Raw genomic sequence first — 19,030 nt, 5'->3', positions numbered from 1 at the left:
AAATTTATTCCTTAGTTGCCTTGCCTTCAGCTTGAATAAGATCAAGCATAATCCTCGCCCGACTTATCATCGTCGATTTTTGAATATCTTCCAAAGAATTTTTTTGAAAATAATGGACTGCAGTATCCATATTTCCCTCTTTGTAAGCAGCTAAACCCAAAGCCTCTCTCGCGGACATACGCATAGGATCAATATCACTTTCCATATCTTTAACACGCTTTTTGACGTCATCAAAAGTTCCTACATCAACTAAAATATAAGCTGCCCGAATCTTTGCAATTCTCTGCAAAATTTTTGGCGCACCTGCATCATCTGCAATAGAATCAAAGACCTCAACTGCTTTGACAGCATTTCCTTGTTCCATCAATAAGGAAGCCTCACGCAAACGAGCCAGAAAAGGATATCCTCCAAAATTTGTCTCTTTAAGAATCTCTAATTGTTCCATTGCCTTATCAAAATTACGTACATCTGCAAAATTGAGACCCTTCATAAGCGTATCGCCAATATGACCAGCCTTTTTCATTTGCTCATATTGATATATTTGATAAACAGATATCGCTAATATAAAAAGAATAACTGCAATAATCACTGAAAAACCATACCGTCTCCAAAAAGCAATAGCTTTCTCTTGACGAAGCTCTGCATCAACTTCAGTAATAAAATTATCATACGACATATATCATACCTTAAAAATATAATTTTTATGTTTTTACGCATAAATACACAAATATGGTAGTCCTAATTAACTAAAAATCTTAAAATTGTCAGATCATTAGCTTTAAGACACAATCGTACCAATTTTTGCAATTGCGTAAACCAGAAATGACATAACTTTCTTTTAGTTTATATTTTAGATCCTATGGATACTAATATTATTCTGCACAAACATGGAAATCAATAATGCCTGCATTTCTAACACGCATGTCTTTTGGGTAAGCCTAATAATACTTTTCACAATCTCGCATGAACCGATACAGTATTTTAAAGCCTTTTTAAAGACAGCTTTTGTATTGTACTTTACAAAAATCTCCGTTGTGAAACTACAATGAAAAAAACAAGAAAGATACCGTAAAATCTCCACGACAAAATTACCTTATCTCTCATTCATTTACCAATGATGCTTTATTGTACTTTATATTCAATAGTCCTGAAAATATTCTATTGTAATGGCCAAATCCACATGAGCATTGGAACTGCAACGATCACTATTAATATAGATAATGGAGCGCCAAAACGCGGATAATCACTAAAACGATATCCTCCAGGTGCCATCACAAGCATATTACTTTGATGTCCTATAGGAGTAAGAAATTCACACCCAGCACCAATTGCAACGGCCATCAAGAATGCTTCAGGTTTATAATGAAGAGAATGAGCAAAACTCGACGCAATTGGTGCTACCATCATAACCGTCGCTGCATTATTCAAAAATGGCGTTACCAACATAGCTGTAATCAGCATAAGTGCTAATGTTCCAAACGGTGGTAAAAACACCGCTAATTGGCTAAGCCAATGGCCTATAAGATCTGTACATCCTGTTTTCTCTAGCGCCTCACTAACTGGAATAAGAGCTGCTAATAATACCAATATTTGTCCATCTAATGCTTGGTATAAGTCACGTGCTGGCAAAACTCTAAAAATAACCATTGCAGCAGCTGCAAAAAAGAAAGAAAATGCGACTGGAACAATTTGAAAAGTTGTAAAAATAATTGCTATGAATAGAATTGCTAGGGATATGAGACCATGTCGCACATTACCAAATGTAATGCTGCGTTTTGCTAAAGGAAAACATTTCATCTCCCGTAATAAACCTGGGATGGCTGTATCTTGTCCTTGCAGAACAACTATATCTCCAAGACGAAAAACAATATCACCAAGTCTTCCTCGAACCCTTTCATGCTGACGACTTAACGCAAGTAAATTTACGTCGTAGCGATCAAACAACAAGAGTCTTTTCGCATTAATGCCAATAAGAGGAGAATTATGCGTAATAACCGCTTCAACAATGTCGATATCACTATCCTTATCACCAGTTGAAATAATTCGTCCAGTAGAAAATTCCAAACGAGCAGAATTAACTATACTATCCAATCCTGTGTGCGATCCTTCCAATAAAACGATATCGTTTTCAGACAAAACAAAATCTGGTAGTGGTGAAATAGACACTTGATTTCTAATAATTTGAACCACCATAACTTCACCGCCTGATACCTTAACGAGATCAGTTATTGTTTTACCTACAATTGGTGAATTTGCTGGAATATGAACTTCTGAAATATAATTGCGAATATCAATAATATCGTCAAATGATGTTCCTGAACGTACACGCATTGGTAAACGCCAAGAAAAAAAAATCAAATACATAACACCAGCGGCAGCAACCACAACACCAACAGGAGTAAAATCAAACATAGTAAAAGGGACCCCTACCAAACGCTCTTGCATAGCTGAAATAACAACGTTAGGTGAAGTTCCTATCTGTGTCATGAGACCACCTAATAAGGAACCAAAGGCCATTGGCATTAAAAAAACAGAAGGTGAAGTCTGTGAACGACGAGCAAACTGAAAAGCAATTGGAAGCATTATAGCTAAGGCACCAATATTTTTAACAAACATTGACAAAACTACAACAGAAATAACTAAAAAAGCTAATTGGAGACGTACTGATTTTACATCTGGCCATATTCTTTGAATAATAAATTCCATTATACCAGAGCGAGATACAGTCGCACTGACAACAAATACGCTCGCCACAATTATAACGATATCATTGCTAAAACCACTAAAGGCCTCTTTTGGACTGACAAGACCAACAACACAAGCAATCAGTAATGTAAAAACAGCAACAAGATCGTAGCGGAATCGATCCCAAATAAAAACGGCCATCATGATACCGATTATAGAAAAAGCCATTATTTGATCTTCTGTCATGATACTCATCTCTTCCCGTTAAACTAAATGAACGGTAACACATCTTTTGTTTCTTAACTATTCCTATAAATAGCAACAAGATAAAAGCGGACAGGGGGTACACTTAGAAGAATAATTTAAAGAGATAAAAAATATGATTAGATCATATTCCATTTCTCATAATATTAGCTTTTTGTAAGATTTTGAAACCCAAAGAAAATTGGTGAAAGTTAATAAAAGCATATTGAAAAAAAAAATAAAATAGCTCTACATGAAAAAAGGAACAAATAATAACTGTTAAATTTGTATGTGTTATGATTTAATCCATTATCGTTGCTGGAAGTAAGCATGCTTGCGTTCCTATGCAGAGTGATAAAAGCGAAAGAGAAAATAATGATCAATTTTAATAGTTTGCACAGAAGCAATCTAAGGTGCTGGTTGACGTATATTATTGTATCTTTTGTTATTTTAGCAACAGCAGTGATTGGTGGTTTTTATATAGCAAAACCCCACCTCGATAACTTTGTAAAACGAGAAATAACGCGTCGTTTCATAAGAGCCAAAACATCTGAAGTCAGTATTTTGGGAAAGGTTAATTTGACAAACGTCATCGTTCCAGTTCCTGCTAGCATGTCACTTAAAATTGGCACTATTTCAGCCCGTCCCCCTATTTCTTTTATCCCAGGGACTTTCACACTTTATGATGTCGACTTAAAACTCAATAATCTTCATGTACAAATTCCAAAACTTCATCTTAATGGCGTATCCTTAAAAGAAAAGGATCCTACAGTTTTACCCCCAATTTTACAATCAATTATGCGCATTGGACTTGCGTCAATTGTAGCACAAGACATACTTCTTTCTATGAAGAATGGCAATAAATTAACCGAAAAAGTTAGGATAAGAGATTTTCGGCTTTTTGACTTTAAGAATGGTCGTATTGGTTCTGTTGACATCAAAAACATGGAACTTGCAATGACAACAGCGAGTGGCAATAAACAAGTGCATCTTGTATCTAAAAGTAATGTGATAAAAGCTTATAATGTAGATATCATTCACATCTATTCTTCTGTTTTTAAAAAAGGAAATTCTACAAACCAGAAAGAAATCATCACTGGCCCTATTTCCTTTGATGATTTTATCATTAATATTTTTGAAGAAACAGAAAAAATCGTTTCTCTTTCTCTTGGAAAATTTAAAACATCTGGTTTAAAAATGAAACCGTTTGAACAATATCCTGAGCGATTGATCAAAGACTATCTTGATGCGAGAAAAAAAAATAATAGGATGGCTGAAAAAACAGCACGAAATGCTCTTCTCATAAATATACTACCTACCATTGCTTCTGTTGATATAAAAGTTGATAAAGCAACTATTAATACTCCTAAATTTGAGGCAACACTTGATGCTTTTTACTTCGAACCAAGCCTGTGGGAACAACCTATACCAAAAAAAATTTCTCTTTATCTTAGCAATTTTTCAATATTGCCTAAAAACATACGAAAAAAAGATTTAAATTTTTTCGAAAAGATAATCTCTGACCGCTTAGATTTTTCAGGAGAATTGGATGTTTCTTATGATGAAAAAAAACGTATGTTCTCTCTTAATGCAATGTCCTTTAATGTGAAGGATATCGGATTTGGAAAAATATCCGCTCAGTTTGTTGATGTTGATAAAAAACTTTTCTCTGGGCAAAAAGATGCGACGATATCTACCTTTGAAAATTTGGGTATAACAAAAATTGATATACGCTATACAGATGTCGGTTTTATCGATAAGCTTTTTTCGTATCTTGCACAAAAACTCAACGATGGTCGACATGACCTTAAACAGGAACTTTATGATTACTTTTATTTAATTATGATGCAAAGCCCAAGAATGTTGTTAAAAAATCATGAAAATACTGAAGCTATTTCGAAGTCTTTTGGCGACTTCGCTAAAAATCCCAAAACATTGGCAATTAAAATAACGGCAAAAGATAACAAAGGTCTTACAATAGATGATTTCAAAACCACCTTACACAAAGGTCTTTCGGCTATTTTAAGTAAGGTAACTTTAACCGTCCAAAATGAATCATCCCCTTAAAAAGGAATATAATTTTAAGTGAGATGATTGCATCTATAAATTAAAAAGCTTTATTCCTGTTTTGTTTTTTTGTATACGATTATAATAAAGCGCCATGCGTAATAATTTGTACAAGAGATGCATGTTAGAGAAATTGTCGATTATTTGGAGTTATTCATCATGTCTAATCCATCATCACATCGCGTTCCCAATCGCGCTTCTCGTGTCACAAATCGAGCACTTTCTGCTATTGAGCGTTTTCTTCACATAGAAGCTCTTAGTGGTGTTGTTCTTTTATTGGCAGCAACTGCAGCACTTATTTTTGCTAATTCTCAATATTCTTCTTTCTATCAAAGTTTTTGGCATACGCCTCTTGGCTTTAATATTGGTAATTTTACCATATCATGGGATCTGCATTTCTGGGTCAATGATGCCCTCATGACTGTTTTCTTTCTCGTAGCAGGAATGGAAATTCGACGTGAAATTTACGAAGGTGCTCTTGCTAACTTTAAACAAGCAATTTTGCCAATTGTTGCAGCAATGGGTGGAGTTTGCCTTCCTGCAATTATTTACCTCTGCTTTAATTTAAATGGTGGGCATGCTCACGGTTGGGCGGTTCCAACAGCTACCGACATTGCTTTTGCTTTAGGTATTCTGGCTCTTCTTGGAAAAAGAATTCCTTCTAATCTCCACATAATTCTCTTATCCTTAGCGATTATTGATGACATCATTGCCGTTCTTATCATCGCTTTCTTTTATTCAACTAACCTTGATTTTAGTGGTTTAGCCATTGCATCAATAGGAATTATTTTGGTGTTATTTTTTCAATGGATTGGGCTTGCATCGGCATGGCTCTATATTTTACCTGGTGCAATTATCTGGTGGGGATTAATGATAACAGGTGTTCATCCATCGCTCGCTGGTGTAATTTTGGGTATGATGACTCCAGTTCTCCCAACTCGTACCCTCGTAGCTCCACTTACGATGCTTAACAATGCAATGCAAATTCTTCAAGAAAAAAATATAAAAACGGATCTGCATCACATCTCAACTGCATTAAAAAAAATGCGCAGAGGACAACGTGATATCATCGCTCCAGTGACACGTATTCAAAAAATATTACACCCATGGGTTGCGTACTGTATAATGCCAATTTTTGCTTTTGCAAATGCTGGTGTTAGCTTTGCAAACTTTGATCTTTCTTCTAGCAAATCACTCTTAATTGTTGTTGGAATTGTTATTGGATTATGTATCGGAAAACCTTTTGGTATTATAGCGACAAGCTATTTGGCAGTAAAATCAGGGTTGTGTCGTTTGCCCCCTAATACAACATGGGCAGGCGTACTACTGATCGGATTTTTAGCTGGAATTGGTTTTACAATGTCTATCTTCGTTGCGATGCTTGCGTTCAAAGATATAATTCTTCTTGATTCTGCAAAAATTGGAGTACTTTGTGGTTCTGGACTGTCCGCTCTTATCGGTCTTGGATATGGAATTGTTTACATTAAACGCAATAAAAAAATGCCCAAGAATTCTTAGTAAGGCAAGATTCATATATCAAAATTTTGCACATGCTTTAAGCTAAGTGTATATCTCTATGGTGTTCACTCCAAGTGTTTTATGCTTAGCGTCTTTTATTTTATAAAAGCGAAATTGAAATCACTTTGGTATAAATTCTAAACGATTATTTCAGATGGAATAACATCTGTCCCATAGAGCTATATCATACATAATTATACGTCTCAAATAACCTAAAAAAAACCGTTTTAAGCTCTATGACACAAATTTTATACTTGCACGTCCACTCTTGTATAAAAATACAATTGGTATGAGTATGATAAAGGTTTTTTCTTGCAGAAGTCCATTATACAGAATTTTACCCTCAAAGCGTATAAATATTTCAATATTATTCAAGAAACTTTGCTTATCCCTTATCAAGATCATAAACAGCATGCAAAGTTCTTACAGCAAGCTCAGTATATTCACTATCAATCAAAATAGAAATCTTAATCTCTGAGGTAGTAATTGCCCGAATATTAATACTTTTTTCAGCTAAAGCTTTGAACGCCGTAGCAGCTACACCTGCATGACTTCGCATTCCAATACCAATAACAGAAATCTTTGCAAGACCAGTTTCAGATTGAATAACATCAAAACCAATTTCATTACGATTTTTTTTGAGAAGCGCAACAGCTTTTTCTACGTCAGCTGATGGAACAGTAAAAGTCATATCCGTTTTAGATCCATCTTCAGAAATATTCTGAACAATCATATCAACATTGATACGCTCTTCAGCTAACGGGCAAAAAATTGCTGCAGAAATACCTGGACGATCCGAAAGTCTTCGCAATGAAATTTGCGCTTCATCCTTAGCAAAAGCGATACCAGTAACATTCTGTTGTTCCACAATTTCATCCTCATCGCAAATAAGTGTTCCAGAAGATTTAATTGGATCACCTATATCAAAAACATCGGGATCCTCAAAACTTGATCGCACAAAAGTACGAACTTTATGAACCATAGCTAACTCAACAGAACGAACTTGCAAAACTTTTGCTCCAAGAGAAGCCATTTCCAGCATTTCTTCAAAAGCTACTTTTGGTAAAAGGCGCGCCTTTGGTTCTATACGTGGATCTGTTGTATAAACACCGTCCACATCTGTGTAAATATCACAACAATCAGCTCGAATAGCTGCTGCCATTGCAACGGCGCTTGTATCTGATCCACCACGTCCCAAAGTAGAAATCCGATTATCCAGAGCCAAACCCTGAAAACCAGCAATAACTGCTACCTGACCTGCCTTGATATGCTGTATCAAAAGCGATCCATCAATATCTATAATTCGCGCATTTCCATGTGTATTATCAGTGTGAATAGGAATTTGCCAACCAAGCCATGAACGAGCACTTATTCCCATAGACTGGAGTGTCAGAGCCAATAAACCAGCCGTTACCTGTTCACCAGAAGAAACAATTACGTCATACTCATGAGTATCCTCATGCATTGGTGAAGCATCACGCGCCCACTGGACAAGCTCGTTAGTTTTACCAGCCATTGCTGATACGACAACTGCAACCTCATTACCCGCATCAACTTCTCTTTTGACATGTCGCGCAACATTGTGAATACGCTCAATGTTTGCTACAGACGTCCCACCAAATTTCATGACAATACGTGCCATCAATAATACTCTTACCTTTTTGTATCTTTTATCTTAAATATCAACGAAAATAAATTTCCACCATACCGACCAAGAACCTCTTCGACATACCCAATATCTTCCATTTTCGCAAGTCTAACATGTTGCAATTAATTTGCTCTTGACTTTAAAAAAAATCTGTCTGACTTGATAATTAGAAAATTATAAAGAGAGCCATTATGACAAATAAAATACACACCACTATCGATCAAAATGCGATTGATCACTTTTCACGAATTGCAGATGAATGGTGGAATCCTAGAGGAAAATTTCGACCACTCCATCAGCTCAATCCAACGCGTATTGCCTACATTAAAGAAAAAATCTGTTTAACATTTAATAGAGATCCCATTTCATCTACACCTTTTGAAGGTTTAAGACTTCTTGATATTGGTTGTGGAGGCGGTTTGCTATGCGAACCAATGGCACATCTCGGCGCCATGGTTGTGGGAGCTGATGCCTCACAAATTAATATTGAAGTTGCTAAAACACATGCAAACCAAAATAATCTTTTCATTGACTACCGTACTACCACTGCAGAAGCATTAGCTGAAGAAGGAGAACAATTTGATGTGATCCTTAATATGGAAGTTGTTGAACATGTTTCTGATGTTGATCTATTCATAGAAGCCACAGCAAAAATGCTTAAACCACAAGGTCTGATGTTTATTTCAACACTAAATCGTACTTGGAAAGCATGGGGACTTGCCATTGTAGGCGCTGAGTATATCTTGCGTTGGCTTCCTAAAGGAACCCATGACTACAAAAAATTCTTGAAGCCAAAAGAACTTAAAGATCTCTTATCAAAAAACGCCCTAACTATCATCGATGAAATAGGCATCACCTATAATCCATTATATAATAGCTGGAATCGCTCAAAAGATATGGATGTTAATTACTTACTTCTTATAAAACGCCCTTAGTATTGCATATAATAACTCGCGTCTATTTTGTGTTTTTCAACAAAGAATCTAGTTTACCATTGGCATCTAAAGCATAGAGATCATCGCAACCCCCAACATGATAGTCTCCTATAAAAATTTGTGGAAACGTATTACGCCCATTCGCTCGTTGCACCATTTCTTGGCGACGAGAAGTTGATGCATCAATATCCGTGTATATTACACCTTTTTTGTCAAGTAAATCACGCGCTCTCATAGAATAAGAACAATTTGGACGTGTATAAATTACTATCTCTTTCATAATATTATTCTCCGATTTTTTAATACAGAATCCATTTTTAAATATATATCAAGAACTAGGAAGAATAGAGAGATGTTCCAAAGCTCGCGAAAATGTTAAGACATCTACCTGTCGTGCGCCTGCACGCTTCAATGTTGAAGCTGCTGCCGTAACTGTTGCACCCGTTGTGAAAACATCATCAACCAACAAAATAGAATGCCCTTTTAGAAATTTCTTTACTTTGCGAGGAACTTCAAAGGCATTTCTTACATTAAGTTTTCTCTCTTTCGCAGATAAATCAACCTGTGGACGTGTATGTCGGTAACGCACAAGCCACCTGGGCTTGAATTTTTTTTTCTGTTTTGCGGCAATATAACGAGCAAGCTCCGCAGATTGATTATAACGACGCCATAAAAAACGACGAGAATGCAAAGGTATAGGAACAATCACATCACAATCATCAATAATATCGCGCCCAGCAATCATCATCCAGTTGGCCATAAAAGATGCTAACTCTATGTGATCGCAATATTTCAATCGTGTTACCAAAATTTTTGCTATCCCTTTATGAATAATAGCTGAACGAACACGTGAAAAAGGAGGAGAAGTTTGAATAGCTTCACCACTAAGAAAGCCATCTCCCATGTCGCAAACAAAAGGAATTCCCATAACGGGGCAATAAGGCTTTGTTATAAACTGCAAATCTTTCCAACACTCATAACAAACCGTACCATAAGCAGAAACCATTTGCCTACATCCAAGACAAATAGACGGATATAAAATTGTTATTAAACGTTCAATAAACTTACCCAATATATACCGTTGCTTAAATCCATTTTTCGCAAACATAACACAGCCATTTGACGTTTTTATAATTTTTCTTTGCAAGAATATTTTTAGTATTTTTAAATTTGCAAAATTTAATTCCTTTTAAAATTCTCATATCTTATAGACTTATTTTGAATATCGTAAACTTAACATAGCTGTCCAAAGAATAAAACTTCTTAAAATATATAACCACAAATCGAAAGCACTCAATGATATGTCAAATCCTCTAATTTTTGATCATAACCGTATTGAACAATTCCGTAGGCGTGCTTTCAAAAAAGCAAAAGAGGGACACGACTTTCTGCTATCGTGTATGGCTGAAGACCTCTATAAACGTCTCAGTACTGTTAATCGTATATTTGCATTAGGCTTAGATTTACATAGTCATACGGATCTTGCTGCACAAGCTTTGATGAAATCTGGAAAAGTCCATTCTATAGAACGCGTCGAAACTGATACACTTTATCAGAGTTGTGACAGAAAATTTCATACATGTCATAGAGAATTTCTTAATTTTCCTGAGCATTATTGCGACCTTATTGTCTCTCTTCTTTCATTGCAGCTAACCAATGATACTCCTGGTGTTCTCAGTCAAATAAGAAATATCCTTAAACCAGATGGGCTATTCCTAGCAGCTATAACAGGAACAGGTACATTAAGAGAATTACGCGAAAGTCTATTGCAAGCTGAAAGTGAAATTTATGGTGGAGCCAGCCCAAGAATTTATCCCTTTACTGATATTCGTGATGCAGGTGATCTCTTACAGCGTGCTGGCTTTACCTTTCCCGTAGTAGACGTTGAAGAAATTACCGTACGCTATAATACAATGTTTGACCTTATTTATGATCTTAGAGCTATGGGAATGCAAAACGCACTCATTAATCGTTCACGTCGTCCTGTATCCAAGCGCTTCTTTTTCCGAGCTTCCGAAATTTATGCAAAACATTTTAGCGATCCAGATGGTCGCATTCGTGCACACTTCTCATTTATTTGGCTATCTGGTTGGACTCCTAACAAAAATTAGCCCAAAACAATATCGATACGCTTTAATAAGATATCTCTCGTGGATATTTTTTTAATAACAAAAATAAAAATTCTATGGCTCTCAATAAGAAAGTTATTTTTTTAAAATACTTTTATCCGTTACACCTAATATCTGACTTGTTACAGCTCCAGCCAACATTGAGCCATTTACATTCAAAGCTGTACGTCCCATATCCACCAAAGGTTCAACAGAAATAAGTACAGCGACTAAAGAAACAGGAAGCCCCATGATTGGCAATACAATCAATGCTGCAAAGATAGCTCCCCCACCAACACCAGCAACACCAATAGAACTTAGTATTATGACACCGACAAGAGTAGCAATCCAACTAAGATCAAGAGGATTAATCCCTACAGAAGGAGCTACCATAGTAGCAAGCATTGCTGGGTAAAGACCAGCACAACCATTTTGTCCAATTGTTGCACCAAAAGAAGCTGAAAAGCTTGCAATTGATTGCGGAACACCAACCAACTTTACCTGCGCGTTAATATTTAATGGAATACTCGCAGCGCTTGAACGGCTGCTAAAAGCAAATGTCAGAACAGGTAAAACTTTTTTGAAAAAACGAAATGGATTAATTCCTGATATGCTTAATAGTATGCCATGAACAGCAAACATAGTGATGATACCAACATAAGAAGCAACAATAAAAAGAAATACTTTCAAAATATCTTCAATTTTTGAAGTTGCTGCTGCCTTTGTCATAAGTGCAAAAATGCCATAAGGAGTCAAAAAAATAACAGAGCGCACTAACCGCGTGATCCAAGATTGTACAACCCGAATAAGCGAAAGAGCCTGTTCACCCTTATCTGGATCATCCTTCTTTAAAAGAACAGCCGCCGCTCCTAAAAAAGCCGAAAAAATAACAACACCAATGATTGACGTTCTTTTAGCCCCACTCAGCTCCGCAAATGGATTTTTAGGGATAAATGACAAAAGCATCTCAGGAATACTCATATCCTCAATCTGAGCAAAACGAGACCCAAGAACAGCAGACATATCTTCCCCACCAGATATCAAGCCATTTGCAGTTAATCCAAATCCGTTAACGGTTAAAACACCAACAAATGCTGAAAAAGCAGTTGTAAAAAGCAGCATTGAAATTGTCATAATGCTAATTTTTCCAATAGAATCAACAGAATGTAAATGAGCAACTGCTGAAACAATAGAAATAAACACCAAAGGCATTACAATCATTTGCAATAATAGTATATAGCCCTCTCCAACAACATTAAACCACTCAACAGATTTTAACAGAGTGGGTTCACCATCTCCATAAATAACGTGCAATATACCTCCGAAAATTAAGCCGCTAATCAAAGCAAATATAACACGACTCGAAAAATTCCATTTCATTTTATTGCTTTGAAAAATACATAACAAAAAAATAATAAATAGAAATAAATTAATGAAAAAATTAAGTATCATTTTTCGTGCCTGCCATCATTGTGTTTTATATTGAAAATAATTTATAGCTTAAAATCAATGCATAAATATAAGATTTACCTAGCCTTTATAAAATCATTATTTTTTAAAATTTATGTACTATTTTAATAGATGTACTAAAAGAGAACTTTTTTCTATCTAATTAACGGCTGTTTCAAGAACATAAAATTTAATAATTAGCTTATTGCATAGGAATAAAAATTCTCACTGGCAACCATAAGAGTCATTTTCAGGAAGAATTTACCAATTTTTTTCAATCACAAAATTTTGAAAAGCCATATATACAATTGTTTCAAGTCATTGTTACGCTGTTATCTTACAAGAACAAAATCGCTATTTGTCTGTTGTACTCTTTTTAGAATATGTTAAAGAAGAAGATTTTTTAATACCTTAATCAGTGGCTTATCAGCGTCAGGCATAGGATACTTATCAAGATCCTCAACAAAAACCCATTTCAAATTTTGCCCCTCTCGTCCTTGCACAACACCCTCATAATGAGAACAAAGATATAATGGCATTAAAAGATGAAACGTTTCATAGCCATGGCTCGCAAATGCTAGAGGTTGCAAATTACTCTGCTGTACATGAATGCCAATCTCCTCCTCTAATTCACGAATCAATGATACTTCTGGAATTTCTCCTTGTTCTACCTTTCCACCAGGAAATTCCCACAAACCAGACAGAAATTTTCCCTGAGGACGTTCAGTAAGCAAAATACGATTATCCTGATCCAATAATGCACATGCAACAACAAGAAGAAGTGGATTTCTTATACCCATATATCTCTCCAAAAGGGATAACAACAATGACAATTTCTTCTTCTTCTGTCATAAACCCCTATCCTAAAATAAAAATCCAATACCTCACTTCCATCAAAAACATAAACATAGAGATTACTAATATCAAATCTATGTCTACTAATTAACTTCTGTAATCGCCATTAATAAGAACATACTCCCTCGTTAAATCGCAAGACCAAACTGTCGCCTTACCATCACCTAAGCCAACATCAACACAAATTGTAATATGCTTACCTCGCATATAGGCGCTAACTATTTCTTCATTATATTCAGGAGCACGTTCGCCATTAACAGCCAAACGATGTCCACCAAACCAAATTGTTAACAAATCACGATCTGCTTCCACACCTGCCTTTCCCACAGCCATCACTACCCGCCCCCAGTTAGCATCTTCACCAGCAACAGCCGTCTTTACAAGTGGTGAATTCGCAATTGACAGAGCAATGATTTTAGCAGCACTATCTGTTGTAGCACCAGTCACATTAACCTCAATTAAATGACGAGCACCCTCACCATCACAAACAACTTGTAATGCAAGTTCATGCAATAACTCGCCTAATTGCCTAGAGAACACTTTATAACGTGGATCAGATTTACTCGTAAGGGAAGGAAAATCTTTTTTTGTTTTCCCTGTTGCAAACATCATTAACGTATCTGATGTTGAGGTATCGCTATCAACAGTAATAGAATTAAAAGAGTCTTGAACTGCTTCCGACAACATGCACTGGAGTATCTTTGAAGAAATGTCTGCATTGCTCACTACAAAAGACAGCATCGTTGCCATATCCGGTGCAATCATACCAGAACCTTTTGCAATCCCATTAATGACTACCGTTTCCCCTCCACAATCAAATTTTCGCGTAGCAAGTTTTGGAAATGTATCGGTTGTCATAATAGCTTTTGCAGCCTCCAACCAATTTCCTTCCTTTGCTGTCCCCGCCATACTTGGTAAAAGATTTACAATACAAGACGCATCCATCGGTTCACCAATCACACCCGTAGAAGCTATAAAAATTTCATTTTCTTTAGCTTTTAAAACGCTTGCTGCAGCACTCATTATCGCATCTGTCGTTTGTTTCCCTTTATATCCAGTAAAAGCATTTGCATTCCCAGAATTGACAACAACGCCTCTGGCAATTCCGTGAGGAAGCGACGCACGACAATGATCTACAGAAGCAGATGGACACTTTGATCGTGTAAAAACACCCGCCACACTTGCTGGCTCATCAAATATAATGAAAAGAAGATCTGTACGACCCTGATATTTAATCCCAGCTTCAGCCGTCGCTATACGCACACCAGATAACGGTGAAAGATCCCGCATTTTAGAAGAAAATAAAGACGATAATTCTAAAGCCACAGCATGCTTTCTATAAAAATAAATCTCAACCAACCAAAGGATTGTAAATAAAAATTGCTGGGCTTTATGAATGGTATATCAAATTACCCAGCTCACAAGATACTATTTTTGTTCTTCTTCAGATGCATCGTTTGGAAGCGGCACACCATTTTTACCAAGAGATTGCATAAGCTTTTCAACACTAGGATCAGGATACTTCACATCTATCTTACCTCGCAAACTGGCGATAAGCTGCTGGTAGCGCTCTTTTATAATCTGCGCACGCAACATCTCTTTAACGTCATCAAACACGGGAGGCTGCTTTAAACGGCGATCTTCTAATTTGATAATATGCCAACCAAAAGGACTTTCAACAGGCTTTTTAGTATATTCTCCAACCTTCAAATTAAATGCAGCATCTTCAAAGGACTTAACCATCTGACCATGGCTGAAATAACCAAGATCACCACCAACAGCAGCTGAACCATCTGTTGAATTCTTTTTTGCAATATCCTCAAATTTCTCCCCCTTACTTAAACGCTTAATAATGGTTTCTGCTTCTTTTTTCGTTTTTACCAAAATATGACGTGCTCTAACTTCGTCCTCTTTCGGTAAAGCAGCGACTTCCTTATTGTAAAGAGTCAATAAATCAGTTTCTGAAATCTTATCAACAATCATTTTATTAAAATAAATCTGTTGAAGAACATTATCACGCATAACTATCATACGTTTATCGTAAGCGTCTGTCTTGTCAATGCCCATACTAATGGCTTCTTTTGCAAGTATTTGCATATCTAAATATGTCTTTAAAGCCATTATACGGCGTTGCTCATCCGGAATACGAGCCAAATTAGGATTTATATCAAGCGCTAACTCATCTAATTGCCCTGCTGTAATATCTTTTCCATCAATTACTGCCATCACATGAGAGGGAGAAAATGTTTTTTCAGGAGCTTTCTCCGAGGTTTCTAAATCATTTGATGCGGGTTTTGCACTTTCTTGAGCTATTGTTCCAAAACTCGTGCTTGCCAATAAGGACGATGTTAGGAACAGCGTGATAAAGTTGAATTTCATAAATACACTCCTTAAAAATGAACACATGTTCACGACTTTAATTTTCTTTACCATAGCACTTTCAATCTCTAAACATAGGTAAATAAATTGATGATTTTGTAAAAAATACAAAATCTTCCTTTTATTTTTTGTCTCTCTATATCCTACCTTTATGACATTGAAAATATATGATGATGTGAAATGCCATATTATACCAAAAATTGCTTTACAGTGCATCAAATAAAAAGCATTACTCAAGTTGACATACTGAGCTTAGCCCCTTATTTCTACTTTGCAAGTGAATATTGAAAGGTCGCACACAAACAAATATAGGGATACAACGCATGGAGAAATAACATGCGGTGTGTTGAGCTGTGGTGACAATAAATGAAAGAAAGAGCCCCAAATGGTCAGTTTAGGTATCTTTGCGCGCAATTTTTTTGGCTCATCTCATGAGCGCCGCCTCAAAGCTCTTCGTAAGAAGGTCGTACAAATTAATACTTTGGAAGAACAATTCCAAAGATTAAGTGATGCGCAGCTTTGTCAAAAGACTGATGAATTTCGTAAACGAATAACGAATGGTGAAACTATTGATTTGCTCTTACCAGAAGCTTTTGCAACTATCCGTGAAGCGGTAAAACGTGTTTACGATATGCGTCTTTTTGATGTGCAACTTATCGGTGGAATGGTTCTCCATGACCGAGGAATTGCGGAAATGCGAACTGGTGAGGGTAAAACATTGATGGCAACTTTGCCAGTTTATCTCAATGCATTAGAAGGAAAAGGCGTTCATGTTGTCACAGTAAACGATTACCTTGCCAGTCGTGATGCTGAAACTATGGGAAAAATCTATGGCTTTCTAGGATTAACAACTGGCGTAGTTCTGCATGATCTCAACAGTGATACCCGTAGAGAAGCCTATGCGTGCGATATTACCTATGCAACAAACAATGAATTAGGTTTTGATTATTTGCGTGATAATATGGCTTTTGATCGCAGTCAGATGGTTCAGCGTGGGCATCATTATGCAATTGTTGATGAAGTTGATTCGATTCTTATAGATGAGGCGCGTACTCCCCTTATCATTTCTGGCCAATTGGAAGACCGTACTGACTTTTATAATCTTATCGATACCTTTATTCCTATTTTAACTCCAGAAGATTACGAAATAGATGAAAAACAAAAGACAACAACTTTTACAGAAATTGGTACTGAAAAAATTGAAAAAATGCTTAAACAAGCCAACCTTCTTAAAAGCGAAAGTCTTTATGACATAGAAAATGTTGCTACTGTTCATCATATTAACAATGCTCTAAAAGCCCATAAGCTGTTTATCCGTGACAAAGACTATATTGTTCGCAATGATGAGATTGTTATCATTGATGAATTTACAGGTCGTATGATGCCAGGTCGTCGTTATTCTGAAGGGCTTCATCAAGCATTAGAAGCTAAAGAACATGTTGCTATTCAACCAGAAAATCAGACTTTAGCTTCCATTACTTTCCAGAATTATTTCCGTATGTACAGAAAATTGTCTGGTATGACTGGCACTGCCACTACAGAAGCAGAAGAATTCGGTAATATTTACGGTCTTGATGTCATTGAAGTACCAACGAATTTACCAATACAACGTATTGATGAAGATGATGAAATTTATCGTACAGCAGAAGAAAAATATCATTCTATTGTGAGTGATATTCGTCAAGCACACGAAAAAGGGCAGCCTATCCTTGTTGGAACAACCTCTATTGAAAAATCAGAACAGTTGGCAGAGAGATTACGAAAAGAAGGCATCACTGATTTTAGAGTTTTAAATGCTCGTTATCATGAGCAAGAAGCGTACATAATTGCACAAGCAGGCGTTCCTGGGGCTTTAACCATTGCGACCAATATGGCTGGAAGAGGTACTGATATACAGCTTGGTGGTAATGTTGAAATGCGTATTCGACAAGAACTGCAAGATGTACCTGAAGGTTCAGAACGAACTGCTAAAATTGAAGAAATTAGAAAAGATGTTAAGAAATTAAAAGAAAAGGCGTTGGCTGCGGGTGGTCTCTACGTTATTGCTACTGAGCGCCACGAAAGCCGTCGTATTGATAATCAGCTTCGTGGTCGTTCTGGTCGCCAAGGTGACCCAGGCCGTTCAAAGTTTTTTCTATCTCTTCAAGATGATCTCATGCGCATCTTTGGCTCCGACCGTATGGACGGTGTATTGCAAAAACTTGGACTGAAAGAAAATGAAGCCATTATCCATCCGTGGATCAATAAAGCGCTTGAAAAAGCTCAAAAAAAGGTCGAAGCACGAAATTTTGAAATTCGGAAAAACCTATTAAAATACGATGATGTAATGAATGATCAGCGCAAAGTTGTTTTTGAACAACGTACAGAGATCATGAATGCAGATGATTTAACTGACATGATTTCAGAAATGCGTTATGAAGTTGTTGAAGATCTAGTAGAATCTTACATCCCATCCGGAACATATTCTGAAAAATGGGATGTAAAAGCTCTACAAGAAGAACTTTCTCAGCTATTTAATCTCAAACTTCCAATTGAAGAATGGGCAAAGGAAGATGGAATTGGAGAAGAACAAATCTTAGAGCGTATATTAGACGCCATTGCTAAACTTGAAAGCAAGCGTTTTGAGCACTATTCTCCAGAAATGATGACTTATTTTTACAAAGCTGTATTACTTGAAACAATTGATGCATTATGGCGTGAACATTTAGTGAATTTAGATCATTTGCGCTCTGTCGTTGGTTTTCGTGGTTACGCACAACGAGATCCACTTAATGAATACAAGACTGAATCATTCGAGTTCTTTCAGACTATGCTCAAAAATCTACGTAGAAATGCCATTTCTAAACTTATGCGTTTTGAAATTGTTCAACAACCTACAGGACCTTATATTTCTGATCAAGCTAACATTGGGAACTCTATTTTTAATGATAAGAGGAAAGAAGACAGCTCTGTTTTATGGGCGAACTCACAAGAAAGCAGATTGATCAATCCTAAAGATCGGAATCCTAATGATTTAACTACGTGGGGAAAAGTTGGACGTAATGAACGATGCCCCTGTGGTTCTGAAAAAAAGTACAAGCATTGCCATGGAGCTTTTGTATAAAAAGAGAATTATAAATAAAAATCGTATCATGCATATTTCA

Annotated in this window: 12 protein-coding genes and 2 pseudogenes; 5 read left to right on the top strand and 9 right to left on the bottom strand. The window is 36.3% G+C overall.

Annotated elements, in window-relative coordinates; genetic code table 11:
- Positions 1 to 4: 4 nt before the first annotated feature.
- Both V4P54_RS00865 and V4P54_RS00860 read right to left on the bottom strand, forming a co-directional pair.
- Positions 5 to 676, bottom strand: a complete 672-nt coding sequence (locus V4P54_RS00865; RefSeq protein WP_455477280.1) for a tetratricopeptide repeat protein — start codon at positions 674 to 676, stop codon at positions 5 to 7.
- Between the two features lie 482 nt (positions 677 to 1,158).
- A complete protein-coding gene (locus V4P54_RS00860) occupies positions 1,159 to 2,931 on the bottom strand; it encodes an SLC13 family permease (RefSeq protein ID WP_455477279.1) in 1,773 nt (590 codons plus the stop codon).
- A gap of 372 nt (positions 2,932 to 3,303) precedes the next feature.
- On the opposite strand from V4P54_RS00860, the gene V4P54_RS00855 reads away from it, so the two are divergent.
- On the top strand, positions 3,304 to 4,995 hold the full coding sequence (locus tag V4P54_RS00855) for a hypothetical protein (protein WP_455477278.1): 1,692 nt from the start codon (positions 3,304 to 3,306) through the stop codon (positions 4,993 to 4,995).
- A gap of 159 nt (positions 4,996 to 5,154) precedes the next feature.
- Positions 5,155 to 6,513 (top strand): Na+/H+ antiporter NhaA, encoded by a 1,359-nt coding sequence (gene nhaA, locus V4P54_RS00850; protein WP_455477277.1) that lies wholly within the window; start codon positions 5,155 to 5,157, stop codon positions 6,511 to 6,513.
- A 385-nt stretch (positions 6,514 to 6,898) separates the two neighbouring features.
- Here the strand turns inward: nhaA and V4P54_RS00845 are convergent, their stop codons facing one another.
- Positions 6,899 to 8,155 carry an aspartate kinase gene (locus V4P54_RS00845; protein WP_455477276.1) on the bottom strand — a complete coding sequence of 419 codons (1,257 nt, stop codon included), beginning with the start codon at positions 8,153 to 8,155 and terminating at the stop codon, positions 6,899 to 6,901.
- A gap of 197 nt (positions 8,156 to 8,352) precedes the next feature.
- Between V4P54_RS00845 and ubiG the strand changes: the two genes are divergently transcribed.
- Positions 8,353 to 9,096: a bifunctional 2-polyprenyl-6-hydroxyphenol methylase/3-demethylubiquinol 3-O-methyltransferase UbiG gene (gene ubiG / locus V4P54_RS00840; RefSeq protein ID WP_455477275.1), complete on the top strand. Its 744-nt coding sequence runs from the start codon at positions 8,353 to 8,355 to the stop codon at positions 9,094 to 9,096.
- Between the two features lie 22 nt (positions 9,097 to 9,118).
- On the opposite strand, the gene grxC is transcribed toward ubiG, so the two are convergent.
- Positions 9,119 to 9,376, bottom strand: coding sequence for a glutaredoxin 3 (gene grxC / locus V4P54_RS00835; RefSeq protein WP_455477274.1), 258 nt, complete (start codon positions 9,374 to 9,376; stop codon positions 9,119 to 9,121).
- Positions 9,377 to 9,424: 48 nt separating this feature from the next.
- Positions 9,425 to 10,215: pseudogene (locus V4P54_RS00830) on the bottom strand (ComF family protein).
- 182 nt (positions 10,216 to 10,397) lie between these two features.
- On the opposite strand from V4P54_RS00830, the pseudogene V4P54_RS00825 reads away from it, so the two are divergent.
- Positions 10,398 to 11,204, top strand: a pseudogene (locus V4P54_RS00825) (methyltransferase domain-containing protein); the annotation flags it as partial.
- A gap of 96 nt (positions 11,205 to 11,300) precedes the next feature.
- Here the strand turns inward: V4P54_RS00825 and V4P54_RS00820 are convergent.
- From V4P54_RS00820 to V4P54_RS00805, 4 genes are all read right to left on the bottom strand, one after another.
- The gene (locus V4P54_RS00820; RefSeq protein ID WP_455477273.1) at positions 11,301 to 12,656 is read right to left on the bottom strand and encodes an L-cystine transporter; all 1,356 of its coding nucleotides are present in this window, start codon (positions 12,654 to 12,656) and stop codon (positions 11,301 to 11,303) included.
- 383 nt (positions 12,657 to 13,039) lie between these two features.
- Positions 13,040 to 13,453 (bottom strand): (deoxy)nucleoside triphosphate pyrophosphohydrolase, encoded by a 414-nt coding sequence (locus V4P54_RS00815; protein WP_455477272.1) that lies wholly within the window; start codon positions 13,451 to 13,453, stop codon positions 13,040 to 13,042.
- 142 nt (positions 13,454 to 13,595) lie between these two features.
- Positions 13,596 to 14,798, bottom strand: a complete 1,203-nt coding sequence (gene argJ / locus V4P54_RS00810; protein ID WP_455477641.1) for a bifunctional glutamate N-acetyltransferase/amino-acid acetyltransferase ArgJ — start codon at positions 14,796 to 14,798, stop codon at positions 13,596 to 13,598.
- Positions 14,799 to 14,936: 138 nt separating this feature from the next.
- The gene (locus V4P54_RS00805; protein ID WP_455477271.1) at positions 14,937 to 15,887 is read right to left on the bottom strand and encodes a peptidylprolyl isomerase; all 951 of its coding nucleotides are present in this window, start codon (positions 15,885 to 15,887) and stop codon (positions 14,937 to 14,939) included.
- A 385-nt stretch (positions 15,888 to 16,272) separates the two neighbouring features.
- Between V4P54_RS00805 and secA the strand changes: the two genes are divergently transcribed.
- Positions 16,273 to 18,990: a preprotein translocase subunit SecA gene (gene secA, locus V4P54_RS00800; RefSeq protein ID WP_455477270.1), complete on the top strand. Its 2,718-nt coding sequence runs from the start codon at positions 16,273 to 16,275 to the stop codon at positions 18,988 to 18,990.
- The last annotated feature ends 40 nt before the right edge of the window (positions 18,991 to 19,030 follow it).

The organism is Bartonella sp. B41 (assembly GCF_053795765.1).
The sequence above is the reverse complement of the archived record's forward strand: the minus strand, read 5'-3'. Positions and strand labels throughout refer to the sequence as shown.

Coding starts and splice junctions, on each gene's coding strand:
- V4P54_RS00860 (WP_455477279.1), bottom strand. CDS start 2,931: ATGACAGAAGATCAAATAATGGCTTTTTCTATAATCGGTATCATGATG.
- secA (WP_455477270.1), top strand. CDS start 16,273: ATGGTCAGTTTAGGTATCTTTGCGCGCAATTTTTTTGGCTCATCTCAT.
- V4P54_RS00820 (WP_455477273.1), bottom strand. CDS start 12,656: ATGATACTTAATTTTTTCATTAATTTATTTCTATTTATTATTTTTTTG.
- V4P54_RS00805 (WP_455477271.1), bottom strand. CDS start 15,887: ATGAAATTCAACTTTATCACGCTGTTCCTAACATCGTCCTTATTGGCA.
- V4P54_RS00845 (WP_455477276.1), bottom strand. CDS start 8,155: ATGGCACGTATTGTCATGAAATTTGGTGGGACGTCTGTAGCAAACATT.
- V4P54_RS00865 (WP_455477280.1), bottom strand. CDS start 676: ATGTCGTATGATAATTTTATTACTGAAGTTGATGCAGAGCTTCGTCAA.
- argJ (WP_455477641.1), bottom strand. CDS start 14,798: ATGCGGGATCTTTCACCGTTATCTGGTGTGCGTATAGCGACGGCTGAA.
- grxC (WP_455477274.1), bottom strand. CDS start 9,376: ATGAAAGAGATAGTAATTTATACACGTCCAAATTGTTCTTATTCTATG.
- nhaA (WP_455477277.1), top strand. CDS start 5,155: ATGTCTAATCCATCATCACATCGCGTTCCCAATCGCGCTTCTCGTGTC.
- ubiG (WP_455477275.1), top strand. CDS start 8,353: ATGACAAATAAAATACACACCACTATCGATCAAAATGCGATTGATCAC.
- V4P54_RS00815 (WP_455477272.1), bottom strand. CDS start 13,453: ATGGGTATAAGAAATCCACTTCTTCTTGTTGTTGCATGTGCATTATTG.
- V4P54_RS00855 (WP_455477278.1), top strand. CDS start 3,304: ATGATCAATTTTAATAGTTTGCACAGAAGCAATCTAAGGTGCTGGTTG.